Source organism: Massilia sp. CFBP 13721 (genome assembly GCF_014842025.1).
GTDB lineage: Bacteria > Pseudomonadota > Gammaproteobacteria > Burkholderiales > Burkholderiaceae_D > Telluria.
In genome coordinates, this window is the sequence record NZ_JACYUY010000018.1 from 1 (window position 1) to 24,086 (window position 24,086).

At 57.7% G+C, this 24,086-nt stretch carries 26 protein-coding genes; 14 read left to right on the top strand and 12 right to left on the bottom strand.

Annotated elements, in window-relative coordinates:
- Positions 1-1,597 precede the first annotated feature (1,597 nt).
- Positions 1,598-2,002, top strand: a complete 405-nt coding sequence (locus IFT60_RS16930) for a M48 family metalloprotease (protein ID WP_192053649.1) — start codon at positions 1,598-1,600, stop codon at positions 2,000-2,002.
- A gap of 139 nt (positions 2,003-2,141) precedes the next feature.
- On the opposite strand, the gene IFT60_RS16935 is transcribed toward IFT60_RS16930, so the two are convergent.
- A complete protein-coding gene (locus IFT60_RS16935) occupies positions 2,142-2,381 on the bottom strand; it encodes a hypothetical protein (protein WP_192053651.1) in 240 nt (79 codons plus the stop codon).
- Between the two features lie 495 nt (positions 2,382-2,876).
- On the opposite strand from IFT60_RS16935, the gene IFT60_RS16940 reads away from it, so the two are divergent.
- On the top strand, positions 2,877-3,116 hold the full coding sequence (locus IFT60_RS16940; RefSeq protein ID WP_192053653.1) for a hypothetical protein: 240 nt from the start codon (positions 2,877-2,879) through the stop codon (positions 3,114-3,116).
- A gap of 343 nt (positions 3,117-3,459) precedes the next feature.
- On the opposite strand, the gene IFT60_RS26605 is transcribed toward IFT60_RS16940, so the two are convergent.
- From IFT60_RS26605 to IFT60_RS16970, 6 genes are all read right to left on the bottom strand, one after another.
- Complete coding sequence (locus IFT60_RS26605) at positions 3,460-3,930, bottom strand: hypothetical protein (protein ID WP_229510943.1); 471 nt, start codon at positions 3,928-3,930, stop codon at positions 3,460-3,462.
- A 406-nt stretch (positions 3,931-4,336) separates the two neighbouring features.
- Positions 4,337-4,792 (bottom strand): hypothetical protein, encoded by a 456-nt coding sequence (locus IFT60_RS16950; RefSeq protein WP_192053655.1) that lies wholly within the window; start codon positions 4,790-4,792, stop codon positions 4,337-4,339.
- Between the two features lie 87 nt (positions 4,793-4,879).
- Positions 4,880-5,077 (bottom strand): hypothetical protein, encoded by a 198-nt coding sequence (locus tag IFT60_RS16955; RefSeq protein WP_192053657.1) that lies wholly within the window; start codon positions 5,075-5,077, stop codon positions 4,880-4,882.
- A gap of 505 nt (positions 5,078-5,582) precedes the next feature.
- Positions 5,583-6,779: an MFS transporter gene (locus IFT60_RS16960; protein WP_192053659.1), complete on the bottom strand. Its 1,197-nt coding sequence runs from the start codon at positions 6,777-6,779 to the stop codon at positions 5,583-5,585.
- Positions 6,780-6,831: 52 nt separating this feature from the next.
- Positions 6,832-8,259, bottom strand: coding sequence for an FAD-dependent oxidoreductase (locus IFT60_RS16965; protein WP_192053661.1), 1,428 nt, complete (start codon positions 8,257-8,259; stop codon positions 6,832-6,834).
- Positions 8,260-8,346: 87 nt separating this feature from the next.
- Positions 8,347-8,664, bottom strand: coding sequence for an ArsR/SmtB family transcription factor (locus IFT60_RS16970; RefSeq protein ID WP_229510945.1), 318 nt, complete (start codon positions 8,662-8,664; stop codon positions 8,347-8,349).
- Positions 8,665-8,795: 131 nt separating this feature from the next.
- Between IFT60_RS16970 and IFT60_RS16975 the strand changes: the two genes are divergently transcribed.
- The 5 genes from IFT60_RS16975 (at position 8,796) to arsH (ending at position 12,173) form a co-directional block, all read left to right on the top strand.
- Positions 8,796-9,122 carry an ArsR/SmtB family transcription factor gene (locus tag IFT60_RS16975; RefSeq protein WP_192053664.1) on the top strand — a complete coding sequence of 109 codons (327 nt, stop codon included), beginning with the start codon at positions 8,796-8,798 and terminating at the stop codon, positions 9,120-9,122.
- A 51-nt stretch (positions 9,123-9,173) separates the two neighbouring features.
- A complete protein-coding gene (locus tag IFT60_RS16980; RefSeq protein ID WP_192053666.1) occupies positions 9,174-9,653 on the top strand; it encodes an arsenate reductase ArsC in 480 nt (159 codons plus the stop codon).
- Positions 9,654-9,740: 87 nt separating this feature from the next.
- Positions 9,741-11,021 carry an arsenic transporter gene (gene arsB / locus IFT60_RS16985; RefSeq protein WP_192053668.1) on the top strand — a complete coding sequence of 427 codons (1,281 nt, stop codon included), beginning with the start codon at positions 9,741-9,743 and terminating at the stop codon, positions 11,019-11,021.
- 16 nt (positions 11,022-11,037) lie between these two features.
- Positions 11,038-11,460 (top strand): arsenate reductase (glutaredoxin), encoded by a 423-nt coding sequence (gene arsC, locus IFT60_RS16990; RefSeq protein WP_192053670.1) that lies wholly within the window; start codon positions 11,038-11,040, stop codon positions 11,458-11,460.
- Positions 11,457-12,173: an arsenical resistance protein ArsH gene (gene arsH, locus IFT60_RS16995; RefSeq protein WP_192053672.1), complete on the top strand. Its 717-nt coding sequence runs from the start codon at positions 11,457-11,459 to the stop codon at positions 12,171-12,173. The genes arsC and arsH overlap by 4 nt, the downstream gene beginning before the upstream one ends.
- A gap of 53 nt (positions 12,174-12,226) precedes the next feature.
- On the opposite strand, the gene IFT60_RS17000 is transcribed toward arsH, so the two are convergent.
- The gene (locus IFT60_RS17000) at positions 12,227-12,571 is read right to left on the bottom strand and encodes a YnfA family protein (protein ID WP_197986375.1); all 345 of its coding nucleotides are present in this window, start codon (positions 12,569-12,571) and stop codon (positions 12,227-12,229) included.
- A 616-nt stretch (positions 12,572-13,187) separates the two neighbouring features.
- Here IFT60_RS17000 and IFT60_RS17005 point away from each other — a divergent pair.
- The 7 genes from IFT60_RS17005 (at position 13,188) to IFT60_RS17035 (ending at position 21,470) form a co-directional block, all read left to right on the top strand.
- Complete coding sequence (locus IFT60_RS17005; protein WP_192053674.1) at positions 13,188-14,486, top strand: TolC family protein; 1,299 nt, start codon at positions 13,188-13,190, stop codon at positions 14,484-14,486.
- Positions 14,483-15,745 (top strand): efflux RND transporter periplasmic adaptor subunit, encoded by a 1,263-nt coding sequence (locus IFT60_RS17010; RefSeq protein WP_192053676.1) that lies wholly within the window; start codon positions 14,483-14,485, stop codon positions 15,743-15,745. Before IFT60_RS17005 ends, IFT60_RS17010 begins: the two co-directional genes overlap by 4 nt.
- Before the next feature lie 13 nt (positions 15,746-15,758).
- Positions 15,759-18,923: a CusA/CzcA family heavy metal efflux RND transporter gene (locus tag IFT60_RS17015; protein WP_192053678.1), complete on the top strand. Its 3,165-nt coding sequence runs from the start codon at positions 15,759-15,761 to the stop codon at positions 18,921-18,923.
- Positions 18,924-19,226: 303 nt separating this feature from the next.
- On the top strand, positions 19,227-19,556 hold the full coding sequence (locus IFT60_RS17020) for a hypothetical protein (protein ID WP_192053680.1): 330 nt from the start codon (positions 19,227-19,229) through the stop codon (positions 19,554-19,556).
- A 22-nt stretch (positions 19,557-19,578) separates the two neighbouring features.
- A complete protein-coding gene (locus IFT60_RS17025) occupies positions 19,579-19,761 on the top strand; it encodes a hypothetical protein (protein WP_192053682.1) in 183 nt (60 codons plus the stop codon).
- A 129-nt stretch (positions 19,762-19,890) separates the two neighbouring features.
- Positions 19,891-20,877, top strand: a complete 987-nt coding sequence (locus IFT60_RS17030) for a cation diffusion facilitator family transporter (protein WP_192053684.1) — start codon at positions 19,891-19,893, stop codon at positions 20,875-20,877.
- Complete coding sequence (locus IFT60_RS17035) at positions 20,874-21,470, top strand: SIS domain-containing protein (protein ID WP_192053686.1); 597 nt, start codon at positions 20,874-20,876, stop codon at positions 21,468-21,470. Before IFT60_RS17030 ends, IFT60_RS17035 begins: the two co-directional genes overlap by 4 nt.
- Positions 21,471-21,641: 171 nt before the next feature.
- Here the strand turns inward: IFT60_RS17035 and IFT60_RS27195 are convergent, their stop codons facing one another.
- The 4 genes from IFT60_RS27195 to kdsA form a co-directional block, all read right to left on the bottom strand.
- Complete coding sequence (locus IFT60_RS27195) at positions 21,642-21,995, bottom strand: four-helix bundle copper-binding protein (RefSeq protein ID WP_192088014.1); 354 nt, start codon at positions 21,993-21,995, stop codon at positions 21,642-21,644.
- 298 nt (positions 21,996-22,293) lie between these two features.
- On the bottom strand, positions 22,294-22,572 hold the full coding sequence (locus IFT60_RS27085) for a hypothetical protein (protein WP_192053689.1): 279 nt from the start codon (positions 22,570-22,572) through the stop codon (positions 22,294-22,296).
- A gap of 282 nt (positions 22,573-22,854) precedes the next feature.
- Positions 22,855-23,097 carry a hypothetical protein gene (locus IFT60_RS17045; protein ID WP_192053691.1) on the bottom strand — a complete coding sequence of 81 codons (243 nt, stop codon included), beginning with the start codon at positions 23,095-23,097 and terminating at the stop codon, positions 22,855-22,857.
- A gap of 44 nt (positions 23,098-23,141) precedes the next feature.
- On the bottom strand, positions 23,142-23,984 hold the full coding sequence (gene kdsA / locus IFT60_RS17050) for a 3-deoxy-8-phosphooctulonate synthase (RefSeq protein ID WP_192053693.1): 843 nt from the start codon (positions 23,982-23,984) through the stop codon (positions 23,142-23,144).
- Positions 23,985-24,086 lie beyond the last annotated feature (102 nt).

Consider the following 24,086-nt stretch of genomic DNA (forward strand, 5'->3'; position numbering starts at 1 on the left):
CCGTCAAGGCCTTGCCTCAGCGTTACACCGTTCGCGTCCTGAAGAAGGACCTTAACTGAACGGCATTACCCTAGTGGGCGTTTTCTTTTTTTGAGCATCGTATTAAGCACTCAACCTTGCAACTCGACATTACCAATAGTATTGTCGAGTTTATCTTACTCAATTCGCGAGCAAGTAATATAATGTAATACGTTGAGCAGCTGACATAGCGGATGCTGGATACGTCATTGCCTCTATAATGTCAAATTTGTACCGGGGCACTTCGCTCGCTCATCGGCGAGCTAGCTGGTACTCAGCCGGGGATTCGACGCAAGAAATAAAAAAACCGCAGCTCGGGACTAGCTGGTTTTATGATTGTTAAAAATCCCCGTCAAACTATTGCCTTTGCAGAGACGGTGTCTACCATCCCCTACGGACAAACGGTGATTTCCGGATTTACCCCACGCTTCTTCCCCCGTGGATACTTCCGGTGTTTCCCAAAAGGATCAGTGCGACTTAGTGCCCCGGTCAGTCTGGCATGCCCGTGGACGGCGACACCGCAAGGCACCAGCTCGCTCAGGATCTGCTGTAGAGCCTGAACTTCGGAGTCACATTGCGCAAGAGCGCTAAAATGTCGGCGAAACAAGATTTGCTACAGAATGTCCTAAGCCATCACCACTGGACTCCTTACTGTCCTGCCCGGCGCACTCGACGCCGCTCGGGATGACGCGTACGTGCCTCTTGCGGACGAAACGAACTGTATACTTGGCGATATAAGTGAATCCCGGGTTCTCATGCCACAACAGGGTTGACGATGCAGATCGCCCTTGACCGCCTGCCGGCGGTTACGCCGCAGGGAACGAATTGCGGTGCCAGATGTCGCGTTGAAGATGAACAGCTGCCAGGTAGCGCGCCAGCGTGACCTCTTAGCCGGATATTCTATAGTTTATCCCCGATAAGCCCATCAGGCAGACTCGATAAAAGCAGAGACAATGGCGAATTTTCCCTCAGGCGCCGCTCCCACTTTGGTCAGTTGTCGGTAGCATTGCGACGTTCAGGATCCGATTGCGTCATAACCTGGGAAGTATCAGTACTGGTACTTATACAGACTTAATTGCATTCGCATATCGCCTATGAATGATTTCACTTCCCGCGCCACGTCCTCGGGGCAGCGTGATTTTTCCGACTCGACCGCCACCACTTCGCTCCGCTTTGCCATACTGCTTCAAGAGTGAAGAAGCGATCGACTGGCCAAACACTCCGGTCTGCCGCTCACGGACTCCAGCTCGACTCGTCTCGCCCCCGCCAAGGCTATGGAGGTGAGGTTTTCGATTAGCCAGCGCCGCCACCGCTTGACCACGCCGTCGTAGGCGGCCGCTGCGCATCGGGCTCCAATCACATAGTTCATAGCTAACTCCCGACTTATTCGGCTGTTTGCGGATTTTTCCTGAGCATAGAAATTATTTGGAAGGGGCGGAGATTCGTTTAACTGCTCGCTGACGCTCCCCGAGATCCTTGCGAGGAAGTGTGCCATTTGGGAAGCGCTCGTTGGAATAAGTACGGGTACTCATACTACGAACGACGCGTTCACGCGGCAGTCAAGGGTTCTGAGCCGAGAATGCTTCCGAATACCGCTGCAATCTCGAAAGCGACTTTCTTCATCTGCAGTGCCCCGGCGGCGGCGGGCGCGTTCTTCGGTAATGCCGTCATCATCGTCTCCCCCGCGATGCTCGATTCCGAAAAATTCAGCGATAACGATATACGCTTTATTCTTGCCCACGAGGTCGGCCATGTGGTGCGACTGGACGCCTACCGTTTCTGGACGCGCTGGCCCGATAGCGGCGCGGCAGCACGCGAGCTCGATGCGGATCGGATTGCCGTCCGACTCGTGGGCTGCGAGGCAATGAAAGAAACTATTGCGCGCCACCGGAACGAGTTCCTGAAAGGGTGCCAGGAAAAAGGAGGTCACCATCCACATCCCAACATGCGCTTAAGCGAGGTGTGGAGCCGCTCCCGGCAATGAACAGTGATTGGCAGTCACGCCAGTTGATCGAGAGCCGCGTCGTGGGGCAACGGTGGGTGCCAGGATGATCGGTCGTTGCAGGAACCTGGTATGTTTGGAGATCACGCCGACTTTCGCGCGCGAAAGTCGAGCAGGTTTACTACCCGGCCTTTCGTCCCTCAGTCTCTTGGTCGCCAAGCGCCTCTTCCGTAGGTTTTTCTTCCGGCGAGATCGGTGTGAACTGAAGACCGAGCTGACCGAGGCTTGGGATACCGTCTCCCAACTCGAGTAACTGGTTTTCTTCCCGGAGCTCCAACACTTGGGCCTTTGCTTCGACCAGGGATATGTCACGGTTTTTCCAGAGCAGGACCTTGACGCTCTTCTCGGTGACGTCATACATCCTGGCAATTTGGCAGATACACATACCCTTGTAGATGAGCTGAGTCCAGATGTTGTATCTTCAATACCCGGGCAATGCGCGTGTCCGAAAACCCATCTCAAAGGCCTGACGAATCGCTGCCTTCTGTTCGGTTCTAAGCATGATTTGTTAAAGGCAGTATCGAAGTGGATGCCACAAAAAGTTGTAAAACAGGAATTATAAAGCAAGCCACGAAAACTATACGTGTTTGTACCGTTGATGGTCAACTTTACCAGATGGCCTTGCAGTTTTCGGCGCTGTCCATGAACGGAGCATAGATCGGGGAGAACGATAGTAGGCGTGTGGCTTGTGTGCCTGGCCGCGATTGCCTTGCCCCAAATTCTTTAACAATCAGGCATCTGCTATACTGTGTTTTTATACAGCATCATGTATGTCATGTTCGTTCGTGTCGCTCAGCTATTCGAAGATGGCAGACCCGTCCCCCGCCATCGGTCTATAACAGCCCAGCCTGTACACATGGGCTATCTTACCTTGACCGAACAGCATGACCGGGACTTCCGCCGCAGCATGACCTATGCTGTTCTACGCGATATAAAGGTCGGTGCAGACGTGCTGCCCCGCCTGCGCGATGCAGTGGTGCGTTGGATTGGGGACGGTTGCATGACGATCAGTGGCTTTGAACTCGACAATACAACGAAAGAATGCACGGTGCAGTCTTGGTACGTCCAAGTTGTTAACGATGACGCTGACAGTTGAACTGGCACCGGATTATGCGACTTTGCATCGCCGCTCGCCTCCCTCGACTGGCCCCTGAGGCGTTTTCCCGAGCATGCTTCGGATCCAGGATATGCGTTGGTAGAACGAGCCAGTGACCGCAGTATTGGCATCGCCTGGCGAGCAGCTATCAGCAACGGCATGCCCCGCGGGGCATTCTCATGCTTACGCCCGACATGGAGATGTTTGACTGCGACGTTTACCGCGCGCGTGGTTGCGGTATACGCGGGCGCATGGCTTGCCGCAGTTCACACCTTAGGTGGCCCAATGATAGGATGTTGCGATTCAGTGCTCCAATGAATTTCCTTCACTGGATTATGACCAGTTAGCTGGTCGTAAGGCGACGACCATCGGTCCATTCGGGCTCCCAACTTTTGGCGCCATTCTGTTCGTTTCCACCGGTCGCTATCCAAGAATCGCCTAGTTCATTCACGGCGATAGATCCAGGTCGCCAATGTTCGGGATTGCGTAACCCATCTACCCAGCCTTGCACGTTGCCGCCGAAAAACACGATCACACCGTCTCGGCCTGTATAGCCGCGCTGGGCACGCCAATACAGTGCCGCGACAACCATCGCCAAATGGGCCGCGCGCTCTTGTCCCTTTTGATCAAGCAGTAGGTCGCCTCCCCTTGCAAGCAAATTGAGTCCTGCTGCTGCGTCAAGGATATCCCTGCTGGTTGTGTCGAGACCTGCTGTTTCTAGAGAGAGGGCGGCCGAAATCAGCTGGGATCGGCTCTGCACTAGTCGGCCAGCGGCTTGGTCGCTCAGCACGTCTACGGCGTCTTGTAAGCTCATTTTCTGACCTCTGAAATGTTGCGACATTCTCCGAGCTGTTTGCCTACCGGCTCCAAGATAGCGCTGACTGTACAGCCATGTTCAGGCGCGGAAGATAATGCACATTTCTCCTAGGTAGGCCACGAATTTGTATTCTTAAGACACGCGAGAGCGAGAAATGACATGTAGCGACATTGAAATCTCAAGCTATACACTTTCGCGCGCGAAAGTCGCATTGACTTGTTTGGCGTAGGGCCGTTGTCTCCGGGGGGTACTTGCAGTGGCTGAAATGCACTACCTGACACCCTTAACTGAACTGCCTACTTCGTCGTTATTGAAGAAGCTAAGATAGATAAGCAAAGGCTGCGCTGGGACCATCGGTATCGTACGGTATGGGAGGTGCTCGGAAATCCCGGCCAATACGCGCCTATTTCGCTGCAGCCGCTTGCTCCTTGGGTGTACCAACCCCAGAAGCCTCCTCCAGTGAGGAGTTCATCTTGCTGAGCATGGCATACCCCAGCGCTGCGGCACCAAGAATGATGATCAAGCCGAAGCCAGAAATCAATGAGGTGCCGATATCGCGTAACCAGCCGCCAAGTGTTTTCTTTTCGTCGAACCGGGCCTCAATACGAGTCATGGACGATGCAAGTTGGGACTCGAGCGAAGTAAATTTGGTCGCTAGTTCAGACTGCACAACTTCGGCAGCAAGAGCTGCCATTTTTTCTTCAAGCAGCTTGTTCGCAAACAGCGTAGCAAGTTGTTCCCCTCGCTGCTTGAAGCTCGCTACACTTTCTGGGAGCGACAAGATCCTGACAAATTCCTCTTCCTCGTCCGGAGAAGGTTGACGACCATGATCAAGGACGAATTTGTTACGCCAATCCACTTTGCTTCGTTTATATACGAAGTAAGCTAGCGCGCCTGGAACATCGTTGGGACCAGAAACCAGAAGTGGATAAAGGTAATGCAAATGTTACTTGCCCTTCTGTTGTTCCAACGAATTTTCAAGTGCAGCGCCCGATGTTGCTTTGACAAGATCGCCGCTTGAGAACTGGACAGTAGTAAGAAGTTTTCTGGTTCGATCAGAAAGTTGGGGGGTCGAGTTGCTGTTCATCTTCTCCCCGACGCGACGCACGTCTTCACGAGAGAAGACCGGGCTGAATGCAAACATGGTGCCTCCTTGGCGGTTTGTATCGCTAGCATTCAGTATACCACTTGAACCCTAGCCTAGAATCAGTAAAAAAGTGCTTGTGAACAACATTTTCTATTGCGGAGCAGCGTACTGTACCTCATCAATCATCACACATATAACAGACATGTAGCCCTACGTTCTTGACTCGCACACGTTGACTGCTCCGGCTCTCGCGGAGACTAGCGAGTCAGGCCGAGATGGCTCGACTGCTCAGTTGTCAGGAATACTTTGGCTCAGCGTCGGTTGGCACGATGTAGCCGGGCGGTGCGAGCAGGCGATTCAGTAGGCCCTCCATCATTGCCACCCCCATACCCCAGAAGCCGAAGCCACCGAACAGCTTGATTCGCCCGCTCGAGAAGCTCTTGACCTTCCCACCGTTGTAAGCCCCATGCTTGTTCTCACACTTTACACAAGGGGTACCCTTGGCCTGCATACCACTCGCGGAATTCTTTGGATGTCCGATATTCATCGGCAAATGAGTCCCTTACGCTGAGTTCGTTATTGCCCGCGGCGCCTCCCCCCTGATTGCGGCGAAATAGAGGCTGACAGACGCGACGGCGACGCCAAACAGCACTCCGAGCAGCAGAGTCGGCGTCCCACCCTGCCCAAGTACCCACGCTGCGATAATCGGCCCGCTCGCTTTTGCCAGCAGCGCCGGGCCAGCCAATGCACCGGAAATGGCGCCGTAGTTTTCGCTGCCGAACATCGCTTGCGGCAAGGTGCCGCGAACGATCGTGATGATGCCGTTGCTGAGGCCATACAAGATGCAGAAGACCGCAACCGCCCACGCCTGGGTTCCAAACCAGAGAACTGCAATAAGAGCGGCAGGTAGTGTGCTGAAACAGAACTTCCCGACGGTTTGCGGCGTCGTGTCACGGGCGACTGTCCGCTCCAGGATACGGCCGGCTACCTGCATGGGGCCGATAAGCATGGCGACCAGGATTGCTACGCGAGCGCTGTGCCCTAGTCCGTGCAGCAGCGGGATCAGGTGAACGGACAACGCGGAGAAAACGAAAATATTGGCCGAGAACGCCATCGCCAGCTTCCAGAACGCCGGATGGCGCACTGCCTCGGCAAAGGTATGGCCGCGTTGCGCTACAGCGACCGGACACCGTGACAATGGCTGCTCACGGCCCAGCAGCAGGTGCAGCGGCAGGCAAATCAGCAGCTGCAAGGCGCTGAACCATAGGTAGCTGTCGCGCCAGCCAACAGACATATTCAATGCCTGCGTCAGCGGCCAGAATATGGTGCTGGCGAAGCCTGCGAACAGGGTCAAGGTCGATATTGCCTGCCGTCCAGCGCTTGCGAACCTTCGGTTAATCGTGGCAAACGCCGCCTCGTACAGCGTCAGGCCCATCGCAAGGCCGAGAATCGTCCAGGCCGTGATATAAGCGGCCGGGCTGCGGCTCTCGCTCAGCAGGAAAAAACCGATGGCGCACACGACCGAGCCCGCGCCCATGACCATCTGTCCACCGTGGCGATCGAGCAGGATGCCGATCGGCGTCGCCACCAGGCCGGCGATCAGTAGGCTCCATGAATAGGCGCCGAAAACGAGTGTCGGGCTCCACCCGAGCTCACGCTGGATACTCGGCGCAAGGATGCTGAACGCGTAGTACAGCGACCCCCAGGACACAATCTGGGTACAAGCAAGGATGCCGATGGCGCGCCACTGGGTAGTCATATGTCCTCGTTCATGAGCAGGCGGCGCACGGCACCACCGGAATCGACATCGCTTAGGCGCAGCATGCCGGCCTGGCCGATGGCGCAAGCTTCGGCAGCGAGGGGCAGCCACATCCGCCCTTCCCTTGCTCCTTCGTCTCTGCATCTGCAACGCAGCACGCCGTTTCCTGGCTCGGCGCCGGCCCGCCACAGCAAGCGGATGCCACCGGTTCCCTGTCGTACGCTTGCCGGGTGCTGCAGACACCGGTTTCCGGCAGTTCCAGCTGCACGTCGTCAGCGGCAAGCATGTCGCCAGCCAGGGCGGCGACCACCGAGCGCACCTGCTCATACCCGGTCGCCATCAGGAAGTTTGGTGCCCGCCCGTAGCTCTTCGCGCCAACGGCATAATATCTGTGTTCTGGATGCGCCAGCTCGCGGTGGCCGTGCGGCCGCACCGTGCCGCAGCTATGTTCGTTCGGGTCGATCAACGGTGCCAGCAGGTCGGTGCTCTCCAACCAGGGATCGTGGCGCACCCGCAGTTCGCGCGTGATCTCCAGGTTCGGGCGGGCGCCGGTGGCGGCGATGATCTCGTCGACGCCATCGATGTCTGCGGCGCCGGCTTCGCCGCGCACGGTAATACGGCCAGCCTCCTCCAGCAGCGACTGAATCCGGAAATCCTGGTGTAACTCCAGCCGGCCGGATTGCTGCAGCGCCTTCAGCCGCATGCCCAACTGTCCGCGTGCCGGCAGGCCGTCGGCATCGCCGCCACCGAACAGCTTCGCGCTCTGACGTCCGCGAATGGCCCAGACCAGATGTGTGCCCGGTACCTGCTCGGCGAGCGTCGCTAGTGCCAGCAGGGATCCCGCAGCCGAGTGTCCGGCCCCGACAACCAGTACACGCCGGCCGGCGTAGCGTTGCCGCCCGGCTCCCAGCACGTCCGGCATGCCATAGGCGATCCGGTCGCGCAGTGCGACTTCGCCTCGCGCCTGCAACCCGTTGGCACCGAGCGGATTAGCTTGCGACCAGGTACCGGTGGCATCGATCACGGCACTGGCTAGGTACTCGCGCTCGCCTTCAGGCGTCGCCGCGCGGATAACAAACGGGGCGCTCTCGCGACCTCGCGTCTTCACCTTGTCGAATCCGGCCCGGGTGATTGCGACCACACGGTGGGAGAGCCTGAGGTTCTCGGCGATCGCGGGAAGGGCTGCAAGAGGCAGCAGGTACCCGTCGAGGATTTCTCCAGCCGTCGGCAAGGCTTCCGGATCCGGTACCTGCCAGCTGGCTGCCACGAGCAATTGGCGGGCTGCCTTGTCGACGTTGTACTGCCATGGCGAAAACAGGCGAACATGGCGATAGCTCGCCAGGTTGCTCGCCACCTGCGCACCCGCCTCCAGGATCAGCGGGGTGAAGCCGCGCGCGACCAGGTGGGCGGCCGCGGCCAGGCCGACAGGTCCTGCGCCAAGCACCGCTACAGGAAGGCTTTTGTTGAGGATGTTGTCCATGGTGTCTCCCAGTTCATCAAGTTTGCTGCTGTGGTTAAGGATCTAATTAGTAGTTCGTCGAATTACGAACAATGAGGCAAAAAATTTTTAGAGATTGCCGATCATCTGTTTCAGCTGGGCCAACCGGTCCGTATTCACGCAATAGCAGACGCGCTGCTCGTCGGCCGAACCAATAATGAGTCCTGCCTGCTTGAGCACGCTGACATGCTGCGAAATCGTCGACGCGGCCAGCGGCAGGACATCAGCCAGGCTGCCGAAGTAGCAGGCACCGTAAGCCGAAAGGTAGTTCAGCAGCTGGACCCGTGCCGGATGCGCGAGCGCCTTGCATAGCATCGCCAGCTCATCAGCGTTAATCGTGGGCGCGGCGATCCCGTCCTTCGGAGCACAGCAGGTCGTCATATCCATCCTTCGTAATTCGTCAATCGACGAACAAAGAATAAAACCCTTGTCATGAAGCTGTCAACAGATTTCGACATTCTTGGAAATGTCGCATCTAGCGTGTATGATCCTGACATCTTGCACATGATTGGAAAGCCATGGATACCAAAGCAATACTTGCAGCGCTCGCCGCCTTGGCACAGGAAAGCCGTCTGGCGGTATTTCGGCTGCTCGTACAGGCTGGGCCCGCAGGTCTCGCGGCGAGCAAAATTGCCGAGCACCTGGACATCCCGTCCTCGTCACTGTCGTTCCACCTGAAAGAGCTGTCGCATGCCGGACTCCTCTCTTCCCGGCAGGACGGACGCTTCGTGATTTATTCGGCGAACGTCGAAACAATGAACGGGCTGATCGGGTTCCTGACCGAGAACTGCTGCGGCGGCGTGCCCTGCGACGCGGCCGCCGGCAGTGTATGCAAGGCGCAATGATGCCGGCCACGTATCGTCCCAATTTGACACTTTGACCCGACCACAAACCACATGAACGTACTGTTTCTCTGCACTGGCAACTCCTGCCGCTCCGTCCTCAGCGAGGGCACCTTCAACCATCTCGCCCCGGAAGGCCTGAAGGCGATCAGCGCGGGCAGCCAACCGACAGGGTGGTTGCATCCGCGCGCTGTCGCACTCCTGAACCGTAAAGGGATTTCGACCGAAGGCTACTACAGCAAGTCGTGGGACGAACTTCCCGTCACGCCAGACATCGTCGTCACCGTCTGCAGCAGTGCCGCCGGCGAAACCTGTCCTGCGTACCTCGGCCCGGTCCTGCGCACGCACTGGGGCCTGGAAGATCCGAGTCACGTCGTCGGCACCGACGAGGAAATTGAAGCAGCATTCGAGCGGACCTACGAGATCATCCTGGCCCGCATGCAAGCCTTCCTGGCATTGCCGCTCGACGAGCTGAAAGCCGACAAGGCCAGATTCAAGGCTGAGCTCGATCGTATCGGCACCCTGCTGCCGTAATCAAGAGACCCGCTGCCCTGATGTACGCACCAGATTTCGACGCTGCGCAGGCCGCGGCGTCCAATTAACGACTCACTAGGACCCTTTGTGCTTATCGCGTTCCTGATTTTCCTTGCCACACTTATTTTGGTCATCTGGCAGCCCCGCGGCCTCGGCATCGGCTGGAGTGCTACCGCCGGCGCCGTCGTTGCCCTGTTGGCCGGCGTCATTCACGTCGCCGACATTCCGGTAGTGTGGAACATCGTCTGGAATGCGACTGGTGCTTTCGTTGCCGTGATCATCATCAGCCTGCTACTCGACAAGGCGGGCTTCTTCGAATGGGCTGCCCTTCACGTTGCACGTTGGGGCAAAGGCAATGGCCGGCGCCTGTTCATCCTGCTGGTCCTGCTCGGCGCCGCGGTGGCTGCGCTGTTCGCCAACGACGGTGCGGCGCTGATCCTGACGCCCATCGTGATCGCGATGCTCGTTGCGCTACGCTTCTCGCCAAAGGCCACACTGGCCTTTGTCATGGCAGCCGGCTTCATCGCGGATACAGCCAGTCTGCCGCTCGTCGTGTCGAATCTCGTCAACATCGTATCGGCTGACTATTTCAACATCAGCTTCGCGCGCTACGCCGCGGTAATGGTGCCGGTCAACCTGGTGTCGGTGGCAGCAACGCTTGCGGCACTTACCTGGTTCTTCCGCAAGGACATCCCGGCGAACTACGACCTAGCGCAATTGAAGCGCCCTGACGAGGCGATCCATGATCGAGCGACCTTCGTTACCGGTTGGTGGGTCCTGACCATGCTGTTGGTGGGCTTTTTCTGGCTCGACGACATGGGCGTCCCGATAAGCGCCGTGGCGGCGGTTGGCGCGGCCCTGCTGCTGGCGGTCGCTGCACGTGGCCACCGCATCTCGACACGCGAGGTGCTGCGCGGTGCCCCGTGGCAGGTTGTCGTATTCTCGCTGGGCATGTACCTGGTCGTGTATGGACTCCGCAACGCAGGCCTGACAAACTACCTGACCGGGCTGCTGAACGGGTGCGCCCAGTACGGAGTCTGGGGCGCAGCGCTCGGTACGGGCTTCATCACTGCGATCCTGTCCTCGATCATGAACAACATGCCGACCGTGCTGGTGGGTGCCTTGGCGATCGACGCCACCACCACTACGGGCGTGATCCGCGAGGCGATGATTTACGCAAACGTCATCGGCGCCGACCTCGGCCCGAAAATCACCCCGATCGGCAGTCTGGCCACCCTGCTCTGGCTGCACGTGCTTGACGCGAAGAACATCCATATTGCGTGGGGCTACTATTTCCGCGTAGGTATCGTGCTGACGCTGCCGATCCTCTTCGTTACCCTGTGCGCCCTTGCCCTGCGCCTGAGCTAAGAAAGGCTCCAGAACAATGAACGTCACCATCTATCACAACCCGGAATGCGGCACTTCGCGCAACACGCTGGGCCTGATTCGCAATGCCGGTATCGAGCCGACCGTCATCGAGTACCTGAGGAACCCGCCCGGCCGTACGACGCTCGCTGACCTTATCTCGCGGGCAGGCCTGTCGGTGCGCGAGGCCGTGCGCGAGAAAGGCACGCCCTTCGTCGAGCTCGGCCTGGACGATCCAGCCACGACCGACGAGCAGCTGATCGATGCGATGCTCGCGCACCCGATATTGATCAACCGCCCATTCGTGGTGACGTCCGCTGGCGTCCGCTTGTGCCGCCCGTCGGAAGTCGTGCTGGATATTCTGCCTGCGCCGCAGCAAGGCGCCTTCACGAAAGAGGACGGCGAGGCTGTCGTCGATGCGGAAGGTAAGCGAATCAAATGAACAAGATCCCGAACCTGCCCAACGTCCAGCCGGAACTGCTGGACATGCCGACCTTCGAAAAACTCGCACCGGTTGGCGACATGAACCACCCTCCACGGATCTTGATGCTCTACGGCTCCCTGCGCGAGCGTTCCTTCAGCCGCTTTCTTACGCACGAGGCGGCGCGAATCCTCGAGCAGTTCGGCGCCGAAGTGAAGATCTTCGATCCGATGGAGTTGCCAATGGTCGGCAGCGTGCCGGAGACCCATCCAAAAGTGGTTGAACTGCGCGAGCTGTGCCTGTGGTCGGAGGGCCAGGTCTGGTGCAGCCCGGAGCGTCATGGTGCGATCACTGGGGTGATGAAGAACCAGATCGACTGGATACCGCTCGAAATGGGCGCGATCCGTCCGAGCCAGGGGCGCACGCTGGCAGTCATGCAGGTTTGTGGCGGTTCTCAATCGTTTAACGTGGTCAACACTCTGCGACTGATGGGACGCTGGATGCGCATGCTCACGATCCCGAACCAGTCTTCGGTACCAATGGCCTACAAGGAGTTCGATGATGAAGGGCGCATGCGTCCCTCGGCATACTACGACCGCGTGGTCGATGTCATGGAGGAGCTGTTCAAGTTCACGCTGCTAACTCGCGGTCGCACGGACTACCTGACAGACAGGTATAGCGAACGTAACGAGCGCGCTCAGAAAGCAATTGATCGCCAAATACAAAAAATCTGAATCGTGCAGGAAATCCGGCGCCTCCCGCCCTGGTCTCCTTCGATACAGCTGTTTCAGCTTCCCTTGCTCCACCCAGAGACAATGATCGCCATGCCGAACAAGGCAACTGCCGCCCCTGCCCAGTCCAGCGTCGATAACTTGACCCCATCGACGAATCTGAGCCAGACCAGGGCGGTCGCGACGTAGACGCCGCCGTAGGCTGCGTACACCCGCCCGCTAGCCGCTGGATGCAGAGTAAGTAACCAGACAAAAATCGCGAGACTGGCCGCAGCCGGGGCAAGCAGCCAAATCGAGCCACCCTTGCGCAGCCAAAGGTAAGGCAGGAAACAGCCGACGATTTCAGCGATGGCGGTGGCAACAAAAAGCAGTGTAGTTCTCAGTATCAATCTAGTTCTCATCCAATAGCAGCATTGCATCATTATAGCTGCGCACCGTTCTGCTGCGCTCGCTCACCAGCCTGCCGCAATGTGCTGCAGATGACGAGTTTGAACCTATCAGAACGAGGGTGACCGATGCACCGTGCTATACTTTTCCCCCATGGCTGCACGACGCTTCATCTACCTTGTCCTGACAATCCTCGCTCTTCAGCTAAGCTGGGGCGCGATCAGTGCCTATTGTGAGCATGAATCCGGTCGCGCCGCCCAGCATTTCGGGCACCACTCGTCGGACTCCGACGCAGATAAGTTCGCGTTCAACGGCAAGGACAAACCCTCTGGTACGCCGAAAAAGACAGTGATGCATTCGCACTGCTCGTCCTGTGCTCACGCTCCTTTGTCCTTCGACGCTCTCCCGGCAACGGTAGCGATCCTGAAGCCGGTCCGCGTCGCGCCACTGTCTGTCTCGCCACACTACACATCCTCCTACTCGGCCCCCCCCGAGCGCCCGCAGTGGATCTCCGCCGTTTGATTCGGCGGCAGATCGTATAAATTACTCATCATTTATGTGGAGCCCTGAGAGGGGTTCCAATACGCATCGTCGCTGAATAGTCTTCGTTTTCAACAACCGGAGTTATTCATGCATCCCAAGTATTTATTCCTCGGGGCGGCCGTGCTTTTCGCACAGGCGTTCCCGAGTGCTGCGCAGTTGACCGCGCAGCCCCTGGTCTCTGGACCCACTACCCAGCAGCAAAACCCGTCCACGGGCGTCGCACTGACGCTCGAAGAAGCAGTTGCCAAGGCGCTCGCTGCGAACGCCGGGCTGCGCGCGACTGCACTCGATGTAGCCATTGCGGAAGGCGCGCGGCGTCAGGCGGGGCTATTTCGTAATCCGGAAGTCTCGTTTGTCCGTGAAGGCACGCAACGCGGCACCCGGACGCAAACGGTTCAGCTAAGCCAGGTGCTCGAGCTTGGAGGCAAGCGTTCCGCCCGGATAAACCTTGCTGAACGTGAGCGCAGCCTCGCAGTTGGAAACCTGAGTGTTGCGCGTACGGACCTGCGAGCTGAAGTCACCGCCGCCTATTTTGACGCGCTAAGCGCGCAGGAACGGGTCCAGATAGCACAGGTATCACTCGATGTAGCGAGCAAGGCATCGTTTGCTGCGGAAAGGCGGGTTGCCGCAGGACGTGTCTCGCCTGTCGAACAGGACCGCTCAGGAGTCGCGCTCTCAACGGCTCGCCTTGAACTTTCCCAAGCGCAGAGCGAGTTGTCCATCGCGCTGCTGACACTGGCAGCGTATTGGGGCGAGACTGTCGCCGTTTCCCGTCCCCTGGTAGCCCCAGGGCTCGAGCTGGCGCCCGTGCCGTCGCTGAACGAACTTCAACAGCGGCTGGACTCCTCACCGCAGATGCGGCGCGCCCGATTGCAGGTGGAGCGCGAAGAAGCCCAGGTGGGCGTCGATCGCTCCCAGCGCATTCCTGATGTCACCCTGATCGTCGGTAGCAAAAAGGATGACGAAATTGGGCGATCGCAAACCGTGCTCGGCGTTTCGGTACCGCTTCCACTCTTTAACCGTAACCAGGGCAGCCTCCAGGCATCCCTGAGCCGCGCGGAAAAGGCCCGAACCGAGCTGGAGGCCGAAAGGCTGCGCCTGAATCAGTCCCTGGCCAGTGCTTACCAGCGTACGCAGCTTTACCGCGAACAGGTACGCACCATGCGTGATGACGTTTTGCCAAGGGCGCAGCGTGTGTTCGATGCGGCCGTCACAGGGTTTGAAGCGGGCAAGTTCAGCTTCCTCGATGTTCTCGACGCCCAGCGAACGCTCCTGCAAATCCGCACCCAGTATATCCAGACGCAGTTCGACCGCTACCGCGCCGCGGCAGATCTCGGCCGGTTCGTCGACGCCGACAGCACCCCAAATAACAGGATCGCCCCATGAAGTTCAACATCGATAAAAAGTCTATCTTCTCCGTACTGGCTGTCGTTGCGGTTGGAATTGTCCTCGCCCTGGCAATTATCTTTTGGAAAAAAGATGCTCCTGCTGCTGAAGGCGCAGGCGAACACGCAGAGGAGACGACGGAAAAGTCGGCTTCCAAGGAAGGCAGCCATGCCGAAACCAAGGAAGGAGGCCAGGCTGACGCCAAGGAAGGGGGCCATGCGGACGACAAGCCAGGCTTTGTCAAGATGACGCCCCAGCAAATTCAAGGAGCCGGCATCCTGACTACCCGGGCGGCGGCGGCCTCTGTCGATACCGCCGTGATCTTGCCGGGCGAAGTGCGCTTTAACGAAGACCGGACGGCACACGTCGTTCCTCGCGTCGCAGGTGTCGTCGAGTCTGTCTTCGCCTCGCTCGGCGAGAACGTCAAGAAGGGCCAACCGTTGGCTGTTATCGCAAGCGCGGAACTTGCCGAACTGCGAAGCACTGCTCTGGCCGCTGACAAGCGTCTCGGATTTGCACGGGTGACCTACGAACGCGAGAAGAAGCTGTGGGAAGACAAAATCTCTGCACAGCAAGATTACCTTCAGGCTGAACAGGCATACCGCGAGGCTCAGATTGAAGCTCAGTCGGCGCGCTCGAAACTCACGGCACTTGGCGCCGGTTCCTCGTCGGGCGCCATCAATCGTTACGAATTGCGGGCCCCCTTCAACGCGGTAGTGGTTGAAAAGCACCTGGCCCAGGGTGAGGCCGTCAAGGAAGATGCGAACGCCTTCATTCTGTCCGACTTGTCGAAAGTATGGGTCGAGATCGTGGTAAGCGCGAAGGACCTCCCCTTCGTTCGTGTCGGCCAGAACGTGACCATCCGGCCTGCCTCCGGCACCGAATCCGTCACCGGAAAAGTGAGCTACGTCGGCAGCCTGCTTGGTGAACAGACCCGGACCGCGACAGCCCGCGTGGTCATCGATAACCCGGGCCTCGCCTGGCGTCCTGGCCTGTTCGTCAACGTTTCGCTCGTGCGTGGCAGCAAAAACGCCACTGTGACCGTTGCGGCCGATGCTGTTCAGACGATCGAGGGCAAGACCGTTGTGTTCGTCAAGGCGGCCGAGGGCTTCCAGGCGCAACCCGTCACGATTGGCGCGAGCGATGGGAAGATCACGGAAATCGTTGGTGGATTAAGTGCTGGCGCGGAATACGTTGCAACGGGAAGTTACGTTGTGAAGGCCGAGCAGGGCAAGGGCAGCGCCGAGCACGAAGACTGAACGAGGAACTGACATGTTTGAACGAATAATTCGCTTTGCCATTGAGCACCGATGGCTCGTCATGCTGGCTGTAATTGCAATGGCCGCTGTCGGTGTTTACAACTACCAAAAACTTCCTATCGACGCGGTCCCGGACATTACCAATGTCCAGGTCCAGATCAATACGTCCGCAGCCGGATATTCGCCTCTCGAAGTCGAGCAGCGCGTAACCTTCCCGATCGAGACCGTCATGGCCGGCCTCCCTGCCCTGCAGGAGACCCGGTCGCTGTCGCGCTATGGCTTGTCGCAGGTAACCGTCATCTTCAAGGATGGAACGGACATCTATTTCGCTCGCCAGCTCGTCAACCAGCGTATTCAGGAGGCCAAGGAAAACCTTCCTGGTGGGGTTGTACCCATGATGGGACCAATTTCAACTGGCCTTGGGGAAATTTATCTATGGACAGTTGAAAGTGACCCTGGCGCGAAAAAGCCGGACGGTAGCTTGTACACCCCGACCGACCTGCGTGAAATTCAGGACTGGATCATCAAGCCCCAGTTGCGCCAGGTGCCGGGTGTTACCGAAATTAACTCCATCGGTGGTTTTGCCAAGGAATATCTGGTCGCCCCCGACCCGGCAAAACTGCGCTCCTACGGTTTATCCCTCACTGATGTCGTCGGGGCAATTGACCGGAACAATAGCAACGTCGGCGCAGGCTATATTGAACGCCGTGGCGAGCAGTTCCTGATCCGCGCGCCGGGCCAGGTGCGCACGCTGGACGACATTCGCAACACCATCCTCAGCAACGTCAAGGGAGTGCCAATTCGCGTGCGTGACGTCGCGACCGTCGATATCGGACGCGAACTTCGCACCGGCGCCGCGACCGAGAACGGCCGCGAGGTCGTGCTGGGGACCGTGTTCATGCTCATCGGCGAGAACAGCCGCACCGTGTCGCAGGCAGTTGCGGCGAAAATGGTCGACGTCAATCGCTCGCTGCCAAAAGGCGTCAAGGCAGTTCCGGTGTACGACCGCACGGTGCTGGTCGACAAGGCCATCCATACTGTGAAGAAAAACCTGCTGGAGGGCGCGGTACTCGTTATTGTCATCCTGTTTGTCTTTCTCGGCAACATCCGGGCGGCGATCATCACCGCGATGGTCATTCCGCTGGCGATGTTGTTTACGTTTACGGGCATGGTGACTTATAACGTCAGTGCGAACCTGATGAGTCTGGGTGCACTCGACTTCGGCATCATCATCGATGGTGCGGTCGTCATTGTCGAGAATTGCGTCCGGCGCCTCGCGCATGCACAGGATCATCACAAGCGTGAACTGACCCTCAACGAGCGCTTCCACGAGGTCTTCTCGGCCGCGAAGGAAGCACGGCGGCCCCTGCTCTTCGGCCAGCTCATCATCATGGTCGTGTACCTGCCGATCTTCGCGCTGGCCGGGGTCGAAGGGAAGATGTTCCATCCGATGGCCTTCGCGGTCGTGGCCGCCCTGGTCGGCGCAATGATTTTGTCGATCACCTTCATTCCAGCCGCAGTCGCCCTGTTCATTGGCAAACGCGTCGCGGAAAAGGAAAACAAACTGATGGAAATGGCAAAGCGGGCCTATGCACCCATGCTCGACCGGGTCTTCCGCAACACCTCGCTGGTCGTTACAAGTGCGATCGTTCTGGTGGTCCTCTCTGGCTTGCTCGTCTCGCGGCTCGGCAGTGAATTCATTCCGAGCCTGAGCGAAGGCGACCTGGCAATCCAGTCGCTGCGCATTCCCGGTACCAGCCTGAGCCAATCGCTGGAGATGCAGAAGAAAGTGGAAGCGGGACTCAAGGCGAAATTCCCCGAGATCGATCGGGTGTTCGCCAGGACCGGTACTGCCGAGATTGCATCCGATCCGATGCCGCCGAATATCTCGGATGGTTACATCATGCTCAAGCCCGAATCGGACTGGCCGGCGCCAAAGAAGAGCCGTCCTGAATTGGTCACAGCGATCCAGGAGGAGGCGGAAAAATACGCGGGCAATGCCTATGAATTTTCGCAGCCAATCCAACTGCGTTTCAACGAGCTGATCTCCGGCGTGCGCAGTGATGTCGCAGTCAAGATCTTTGGCGACGACATGGATGTGCTTGCTACTACAGGCAAGGAAATCGCGGAAGTGCTTCAGCGAATTCCTGGTGCGGCGGAAGTGAAGGTAGAGCAGACCGGTGGCCTGCCGATGCTGACTGTGAACATTGATAGGGAAAAAACTGCGCGCTATGGACTGAATATCGGCGACGTGCAAGAAGCTCTGTCGATTGCAACAGGTGGACGCGAGGCCGGAACCATGTTCGAGGGAGATCGGCGTTTCGACATCGTCGTTCGACTGCCGGAAACGCTACGCACCGATCTCGATGCGCTCAGGCAGCTGCCTGTCTCGCTTCCTAGCAAGGACGGCGCCGCGGCGACCTACATTCCGCTCGGTGAGGTAGCCACTCTCGATTTCGCGCCAGGTCCGAACCAGATCAGCCGCGAGAACGGAAAACGCCGCATCGTCGTCAGTGCAAACGTTCGCGGGCGCGATATCGGCAGCTTTGTGCCGGAGGCGGCAGCCGCCATCCAAAAACAGGTCAAAGTGCCTGCTGGTTACTGGACAAGCTGGGGCGGTACTTTCGAGCAATTGCAGTCTGCTACCGCGCGCCTGCAAGTCGTTGTTCCCTTAGCCCTCTTCATTGTGTTCGTACTCTTGTTCATGATGTTCAACAACGTTAAAGACGGCTTACTTGTCTTTACAGGCATCCCGTTCGCCCTGACCGGCGGTGTCATCGCCCTGGCTTTGCGTGGCATTCCAATGTCGATATCGGCTGCGGTCGGATTCATTGCGCTTTCCGGCGTGGCGGTCCTGAACGGTCTAGTGATGATCTCGTATATCCGGACCTTGCGCGAAGAGGGCATGGGGCTCGACCGGGCGATTACACATGGGGCATTGACACGGCTGCGCCCTGTGCTGATGACGGCGCTGGTAGCGTCGCTGGGCTTCGTGCCGATGGCAATCGCGACCGGCACGGGTGCGGAAGTACAGAGGCCTCTAGCGACGGTGGTTATCGGCGGTATTCTTTCTTCAACTGCGCTGACTCTCCTCGTTCTTCCACTGCTTTACCGCCTGGTTCATCGCAAGGATAGCGATGAGGTCCCGGCGGAGCCGGAAAAAATCCTGGTGCATTGAGCTAGCCGGGCCGCGAAGAAATCGAGCGGCCCGGCTGAGGAGAACGAAATGAGCCGGAACCGCGCGAGCCTATGCACGCGCAGTCTGACAAGACTGGACCTGACTGCGCACGGAGCGGCCTTGGTCAGTTGCACCATTGGTGGGGTTTTTCTGGAAAGTGTTGTCCTGATGGGGGCAGCTTCCCACCATCTAGCCACAATCGGAATTCGACTGCTAACCGCTGAGCAAAGGAATGAACAACCCCAGACTCCACGCGACAACATCATGTTCTCAATCGGGCAAGTCGCCCTCTGGACTTGCTGCATGAGCCTTGCTGTCTATGTTGCTTCACGTGGCGCGCACGGTATGTTTCATGCCAAGCATCTCAATGCAATTGCAGTGCTTGGCTTTGCGATGCCTGGGGTGCTTGGCTGCCTGACTAGTGCGGCTTTGGTCCGCCGCTCTGTCAATCCGGGCAGGTACATTGATAAAGCAGACGCCCTGTTGTCAGCAGTACCGAGTGCGCTTGTCCTGTGTGTCGCTGGCGGCGCGCTTTTGGTTGATGGAGGAAAGCTCGATGCAATCGTCGGCCTTGCGATTATTTTGATGCTTGGTGTACGCACCCTTGTCTGCCTGGCGCGGGCACTAGACTAAAGCGTTATGGAAAGGAGAACAAATGAAGCTTTTACAACTGCCGATAGAATCACTGGACCAGGTCAGCAAATTATTTGGTATCGCAGCACTGGTCCTGTTTGGGGTCGTGATGCTGTTCCTTGGATGGCTGAAGTATAAGGATCGGGACAGTCCGAAGGTAAATACCCCTCACAAGCGCACGAAACGCAAAGCAAAGCGAAAGTAATGGACGTCCGCCAAGCCCAAGCAAGCAGACGTTAGTCCATCAAGTAAAAAGTCACACATCTAGGCCACATGAACGGATGCATTTTCGTATCCGGCAGGACCGCCATAATTACCATGTAAGGGAAAAACGATGGGTTCAGGACATTCGCATGCAGCACAGCCTGGCCAGAGCGAGCGCCCGCTCTGGATCGCGCTCATTCTTACAACGGCGTTTCTCATCGCCGAAATCGTCGGGGGCATCCTCACCAACAGCCTCGCACTGATCTCCGATGCGGCGCATATGTTTACCGACACCGCGGCACTGGCAATCTCACTTGCCGCGATTCGCATTGGTAGGCGGCCGGCAGACACCTCGCGCACATTTGGCTACTACCGCTTCGAGATTCTCGCGGCTGCCTTCAACGCCATACTGCTTTTTTTAGTGGCGATTTATATCCTGTACGAAGCCTACCAACGTCTAAATAATCCGCCCGAAATCGAGTCAGGAACAATGCTCTACGTGGCCGCCTTTGGACTCGTCGTGAACCTCATCAGTATGAGGTTGCTGTCGAGTGGCAAAGACAGTAGCCTGAACATCAAGGGCGCCTACCTCGAAGTGTGGAGCGATATGCTGGGCTCGATCGGTGTCATTATTGGCGCCCTTGTGATTCGATACACCGGCTGGGGTTGGGTTGATTCGGCTATCGCCGTAGGTATCGGGCTGTGGGTCTTGCCACGCACCTGGACCCTGCTCAAGGCAAGCATGAATGTGCTGCTTGAAGGCGCGCCTGAAGGACTTGGCATCGGCGAGGTCAAGGAGGTGATTGCGGCCGTGCCGGGTGTAGCCAGTGTGCACGACCTGCATGTCTGGTCGATTACGAGTGGAAAATCCAGCCTGACAGTACACGTCGTGCAGCGTGAGGATGTCACCGATCCGCAAGCCCTCTTAACGACCATCCGCCAGCTCGTCGCGGAGAAGTACGACATCCACCACTGCACCATCCAGATCGAAACGAGCCCCTGCGAGGAAGCACTGGAGGAGCATCGCTTTGTCCCGGCTGACAATAAAGAGCACGCCGACCACATCGATCACGCCGAGCATTCCGGACACGAAGAACACGAAGGAGAAAAGCAATGATCGACCATATTCGGAACAATCTGATCGAAGCACGCTCTGCGCTTGACAGCCTCATTAACGATAGTGCCCAGCTCGGCAATATCGAGGCGGGCGCGGCCCTCTTGATTGATGCACTTGGCAATGGCCGACGGGTCATCTCTTGCGGAAATGGTGGCTCGATGTGCGACGCGATGCACTTGGCTGAAGAACTGTCAGGAAGGTTTCGCGAAAACCGCCCCGCCATGGCGGCGGTGGCGATCAGCGACCCAAGCTATATCAGTTGTGTCGCCAACGATTATGGATACGAGCAGGTGTTTGCTCGTTTTGTTGAGGGCAACGGTGCTGCCGGCGACATTCTTTTCGCGATCAGCACAAGCGGTAGCAGCCCATCGGTTCTTCTTGGCGCGCAGGCCGCCCGCGCAAAAGGAATGAAGGTCGTTGGATTGACTGGACGGCCGGGATCGCAGCTCGAGCAATTTGTCGACGTAACCATCTGCACGAGCGCAGGACGATATGCTGACCGGGTTCAGGAACTGCATATCAAGGTCATCCATATTTTGATCGAGCTAGTGGAACGTAGTCTGCAACCGGCGAACTATCCGCCAAAGGGGTAAGCCGGAACCAATGTCGCAGCGTGAGCCAGGGGTTGTGGGCGCATGTCCCAGACCATCGTTTCCGTGCCTGGGAACCCGGGCGACCACGATCGGTTTCTTCCGATAGGCATCGACCGGGTTGGTCCGGGTTTCCGTGTATGCACCGGCTCAAAGTGCATAGCGCCTGGCTTCTTACATATCACGCTCACGGGCATGTTTGTCGCATGCAGCTGCACAGGCTTCGCACGCTGCTTTACATGCGGCGCAATGTGCATGCTTGTCAGCATGCGGTGCACATGCCGCTGCGCAGGCCCTGCAAATATGCGCACAGAGCGTACAGAAGTCGCCGTGATGCTCCGATCCGCGAGCCAACGCATTCATGGTTGCGCTGCAAATATCGGCGCAATCGAGATTGATCAATGCACAATTGGCCCCCCCACCCTCGCGAATGTCGGCCGCAGCACATGCTTGGGCGGCATGGATGGCTTCTTCACATGCCTCGATACAGGCCTGCAGGTTGTTCTCGTGACTCGTCGTAGTTTGCATATGGTCCTCCTTAGCGGGTTCAAAAACAGAGTGATTCTCACGCGTTCACAAGGTTAGACCTACACCTAATAATTACGCGCGGAATTGCAAGTTGCCTCATCGCCTAAAGAAGGTAAAAGCGGTTTTCGTTTCTTGCGGCTCAAGTTGTCATCGTCGTTTTGTGCTCGATTGTGTTCACGAAAGCAAAGCCGTCACCGTTACATTTAGCCGGAGCGGTCTGCTACCTAAAACGCGGATCGGAACCGGGTGGATGCAAGCGTATATGGCAGGATGGGAACCAGCGTCGCAACCGCATATCCTAGATATGGCGACTGGTGAATATCCGGGGATGTGAGACTTGTTCGCCCAAGAGAAAGTACAACATGACTGCCGCCAGATAGAGAGCGGCGTAAACGGTATATACCTTTTGGCGGGGTGCCGCATGCCGGTGGAGCAGGTAAAAGAATATCGATCCGGCGACGGCCGCTGGAAGGAGAAAGATTGCCGTAACCCGATGATGCAGCCAGAAAATGGGTATGACCCCTCCGACCATCTCTGCGAGGAACGTCAAGAAATAGAGCAAATACAGGCGAATCATCTTGCACGCCAAAAATCAATTTGCTCGATTTTATCCCGGAGCGATGACTGCGCGTGCACTGCATCGCAGCCAAACGGCCGCGGATCTCTCCTTCCCAATCGGCGAAAGGTGACGGCACTGATCTTCATGCATGGGGAGGCGTGGACTGGACCACGGGCTGGCTTGCGCGCGAAGCCGCGCCCCCCGGTACTGGTGCAGTCGCGGGATGCGCTGACGAAACCGCCCTTTGTCCCGCAGTATGGTGGCCCGGTTGATTCGGCATGGAATTGCAAACCCTTCCGATCACGCCGGTCCCCGCTCGACATCGCCCGCATCCGTTTCGCCCCCGCTTTCGATATCGACGCGGTTTGCCGAGCCCTCGGAATCTTCGACGCTGTCGATCACGGGAGATGCATCGCTATCGACGCGCTCGACATCGGCATCGACGTTCATGCCGCGCGTCGTCTCGACGTCGGTTTCGCTCTCAGGACGCTTGGGATCGTCTGGCGACGGAGCGGGGACTTGCGCACGTTTTTTTGTTGCCATCAAATTCTCCAAAATCCGAATGGGATGAAAGTATCACTATCGATCTACGCGATTTCAATTGGTTGCAAGGACTTTATTAGGTCGTCCATTGCCTTCAGTTGCGAAAGAAATGCTTCGAGGACGTCGAGGGGCAAGGCGCTGGGCCCATCGCATTTTGCGGAATCCGGATCGGGGTGGGCTTCCAGGAAAATTCCGCCGAGGCCCACGGCGACACCAGCACGGGCTAACTCCACGATTTGCCCACGCCTCCCTCCAGAGGTCGAACTCATCGGGTCACGCTGCTGCAGTGCATGGGTTACGTCGAAAACAAGTGGTATGCCGGGGCAGGCCTTCTTCATGACACCGAAACCGAGCATGTCGACGACGAGGTTGTCGTATCCGAAGCAGGTGCCGCGGTCGCACAACATGACCTGATCGTTGCCGGCTTCCTTGAATTTTTCGACAATATGGGCCGTCTGGGTTGGACTGAGAAACTGAGGCTTCTTGATATTGATAACCCGCCCCGTTTTTGCCAGCGCAATAACGATGTCGGTCTGCCTCGCTAGAAACGCAGGCAACTGCAGCACGTCGACGGTTTCTGCGACGACGGCAGCCTGCGCCGGTTCGTGAATATCCGTGAGAAGCGGGACCCCAAAGGTCGTTTTGACTTTCTCCAACATACGCATACCGGCCTCAAGTCCAGGGCCGCGGAACGAATGTATCGATGATCGGTTCGCTTTGTCGAAGCTGGCCTTGAACACGTAGGGAATACCCAACTTGTCAGTCACCCGGACGAATTCTTCGCAGGTACGGAGCGCTAGGTCCAACGATTCGAGTACATTAATTCCCCCGAACACCACTAACGGAGCATCGTTTCCAATCTTCAAACGCTCAGCAATTTTGATCATCGTTTTTTTTCCTTGATGCGACAACACTTCACAGATGCTCACGCCGGCGATTCAAAGGCACCGCGCGGCAGGACAATTGCTTTATTTGGCTCTCGCCTTTAG

Bases quoted from the DNA above. Each gene is read 5' to 3' on its own strand.
- IFT60_RS16970 (WP_229510945.1), bottom strand. From the start codon at position 8,664: ATGGATATGACGACCTGCTGTGCTCCGAAGGACGGGATCGCCGCGCCC.
- IFT60_RS16940 (WP_192053653.1), top strand. From the start codon at position 2,877: ATGGGCTATCTTACCTTGACCGAACAGCATGACCGGGACTTCCGCCGC.
- IFT60_RS16960 (WP_192053659.1), bottom strand. From the start codon at position 6,779: ATGACTACCCAGTGGCGCGCCATCGGCATCCTTGCTTGTACCCAGATT.
- IFT60_RS27085 (WP_192053689.1), bottom strand. From the start codon at position 22,572: ATGATTCGCCTGTATTTGCTCTATTTCTTGACGTTCCTCGCAGAGATG.
- IFT60_RS17000 (WP_197986375.1), bottom strand. From the start codon at position 12,571: ATGAGAACTAGATTGATACTGAGAACTACACTGCTTTTTGTTGCCACC.
- IFT60_RS16980 (WP_192053666.1), top strand. From the start codon at position 9,174: ATGAACGTACTGTTTCTCTGCACTGGCAACTCCTGCCGCTCCGTCCTC.
- IFT60_RS17005 (WP_192053674.1), top strand. From the start codon at position 13,188: ATGCATCCCAAGTATTTATTCCTCGGGGCGGCCGTGCTTTTCGCACAG.
- IFT60_RS17020 (WP_192053680.1), top strand. From the start codon at position 19,227: ATGAGCCTTGCTGTCTATGTTGCTTCACGTGGCGCGCACGGTATGTTT.
- IFT60_RS16965 (WP_192053661.1), bottom strand. From the start codon at position 8,259: ATGGACAACATCCTCAACAAAAGCCTTCCTGTAGCGGTGCTTGGCGCA.
- arsH (WP_192053672.1), top strand. From the start codon at position 11,457: ATGAACAAGATCCCGAACCTGCCCAACGTCCAGCCGGAACTGCTGGAC.
- IFT60_RS17035 (WP_192053686.1), top strand. From the start codon at position 20,874: ATGATCGACCATATTCGGAACAATCTGATCGAAGCACGCTCTGCGCTT.
- IFT60_RS16935 (WP_192053651.1), bottom strand. From the start codon at position 2,381: ATGTATGACGTCACCGAGAAGAGCGTCAAGGTCCTGCTCTGGAAAAAC.
- IFT60_RS26605 (WP_229510943.1), bottom strand. From the start codon at position 3,930: ATGAGCTTACAAGACGCCGTAGACGTGCTGAGCGACCAAGCCGCTGGC.
- IFT60_RS17010 (WP_192053676.1), top strand. From the start codon at position 14,483: ATGAAGTTCAACATCGATAAAAAGTCTATCTTCTCCGTACTGGCTGTC.
- arsC (WP_192053670.1), top strand. From the start codon at position 11,038: ATGAACGTCACCATCTATCACAACCCGGAATGCGGCACTTCGCGCAAC.
- IFT60_RS17045 (WP_192053691.1), bottom strand. From the start codon at position 23,097: ATGGCAACAAAAAAACGTGCGCAAGTCCCCGCTCCGTCGCCAGACGAT.
- IFT60_RS16930 (WP_192053649.1), top strand. From the start codon at position 1,598: ATGCTTCCGAATACCGCTGCAATCTCGAAAGCGACTTTCTTCATCTGC.
- kdsA (WP_192053693.1), bottom strand. From the start codon at position 23,984: ATGATCAAAATTGCTGAGCGTTTGAAGATTGGAAACGATGCTCCGTTA.
- IFT60_RS16975 (WP_192053664.1), top strand. From the start codon at position 8,796: ATGGATACCAAAGCAATACTTGCAGCGCTCGCCGCCTTGGCACAGGAA.
- IFT60_RS17030 (WP_192053684.1), top strand. From the start codon at position 19,891: ATGGGTTCAGGACATTCGCATGCAGCACAGCCTGGCCAGAGCGAGCGC.
- IFT60_RS27195 (WP_192088014.1), bottom strand. From the start codon at position 21,995: ATGCAAACTACGACGAGTCACGAGAACAACCTGCAGGCCTGTATCGAG.
- IFT60_RS17015 (WP_192053678.1), top strand. From the start codon at position 15,759: ATGTTTGAACGAATAATTCGCTTTGCCATTGAGCACCGATGGCTCGTC.
- IFT60_RS16955 (WP_192053657.1), bottom strand. From the start codon at position 5,077: ATGTTTGCATTCAGCCCGGTCTTCTCTCGTGAAGACGTGCGTCGCGTC.
- IFT60_RS17025 (WP_192053682.1), top strand. From the start codon at position 19,579: ATGAAGCTTTTACAACTGCCGATAGAATCACTGGACCAGGTCAGCAAA.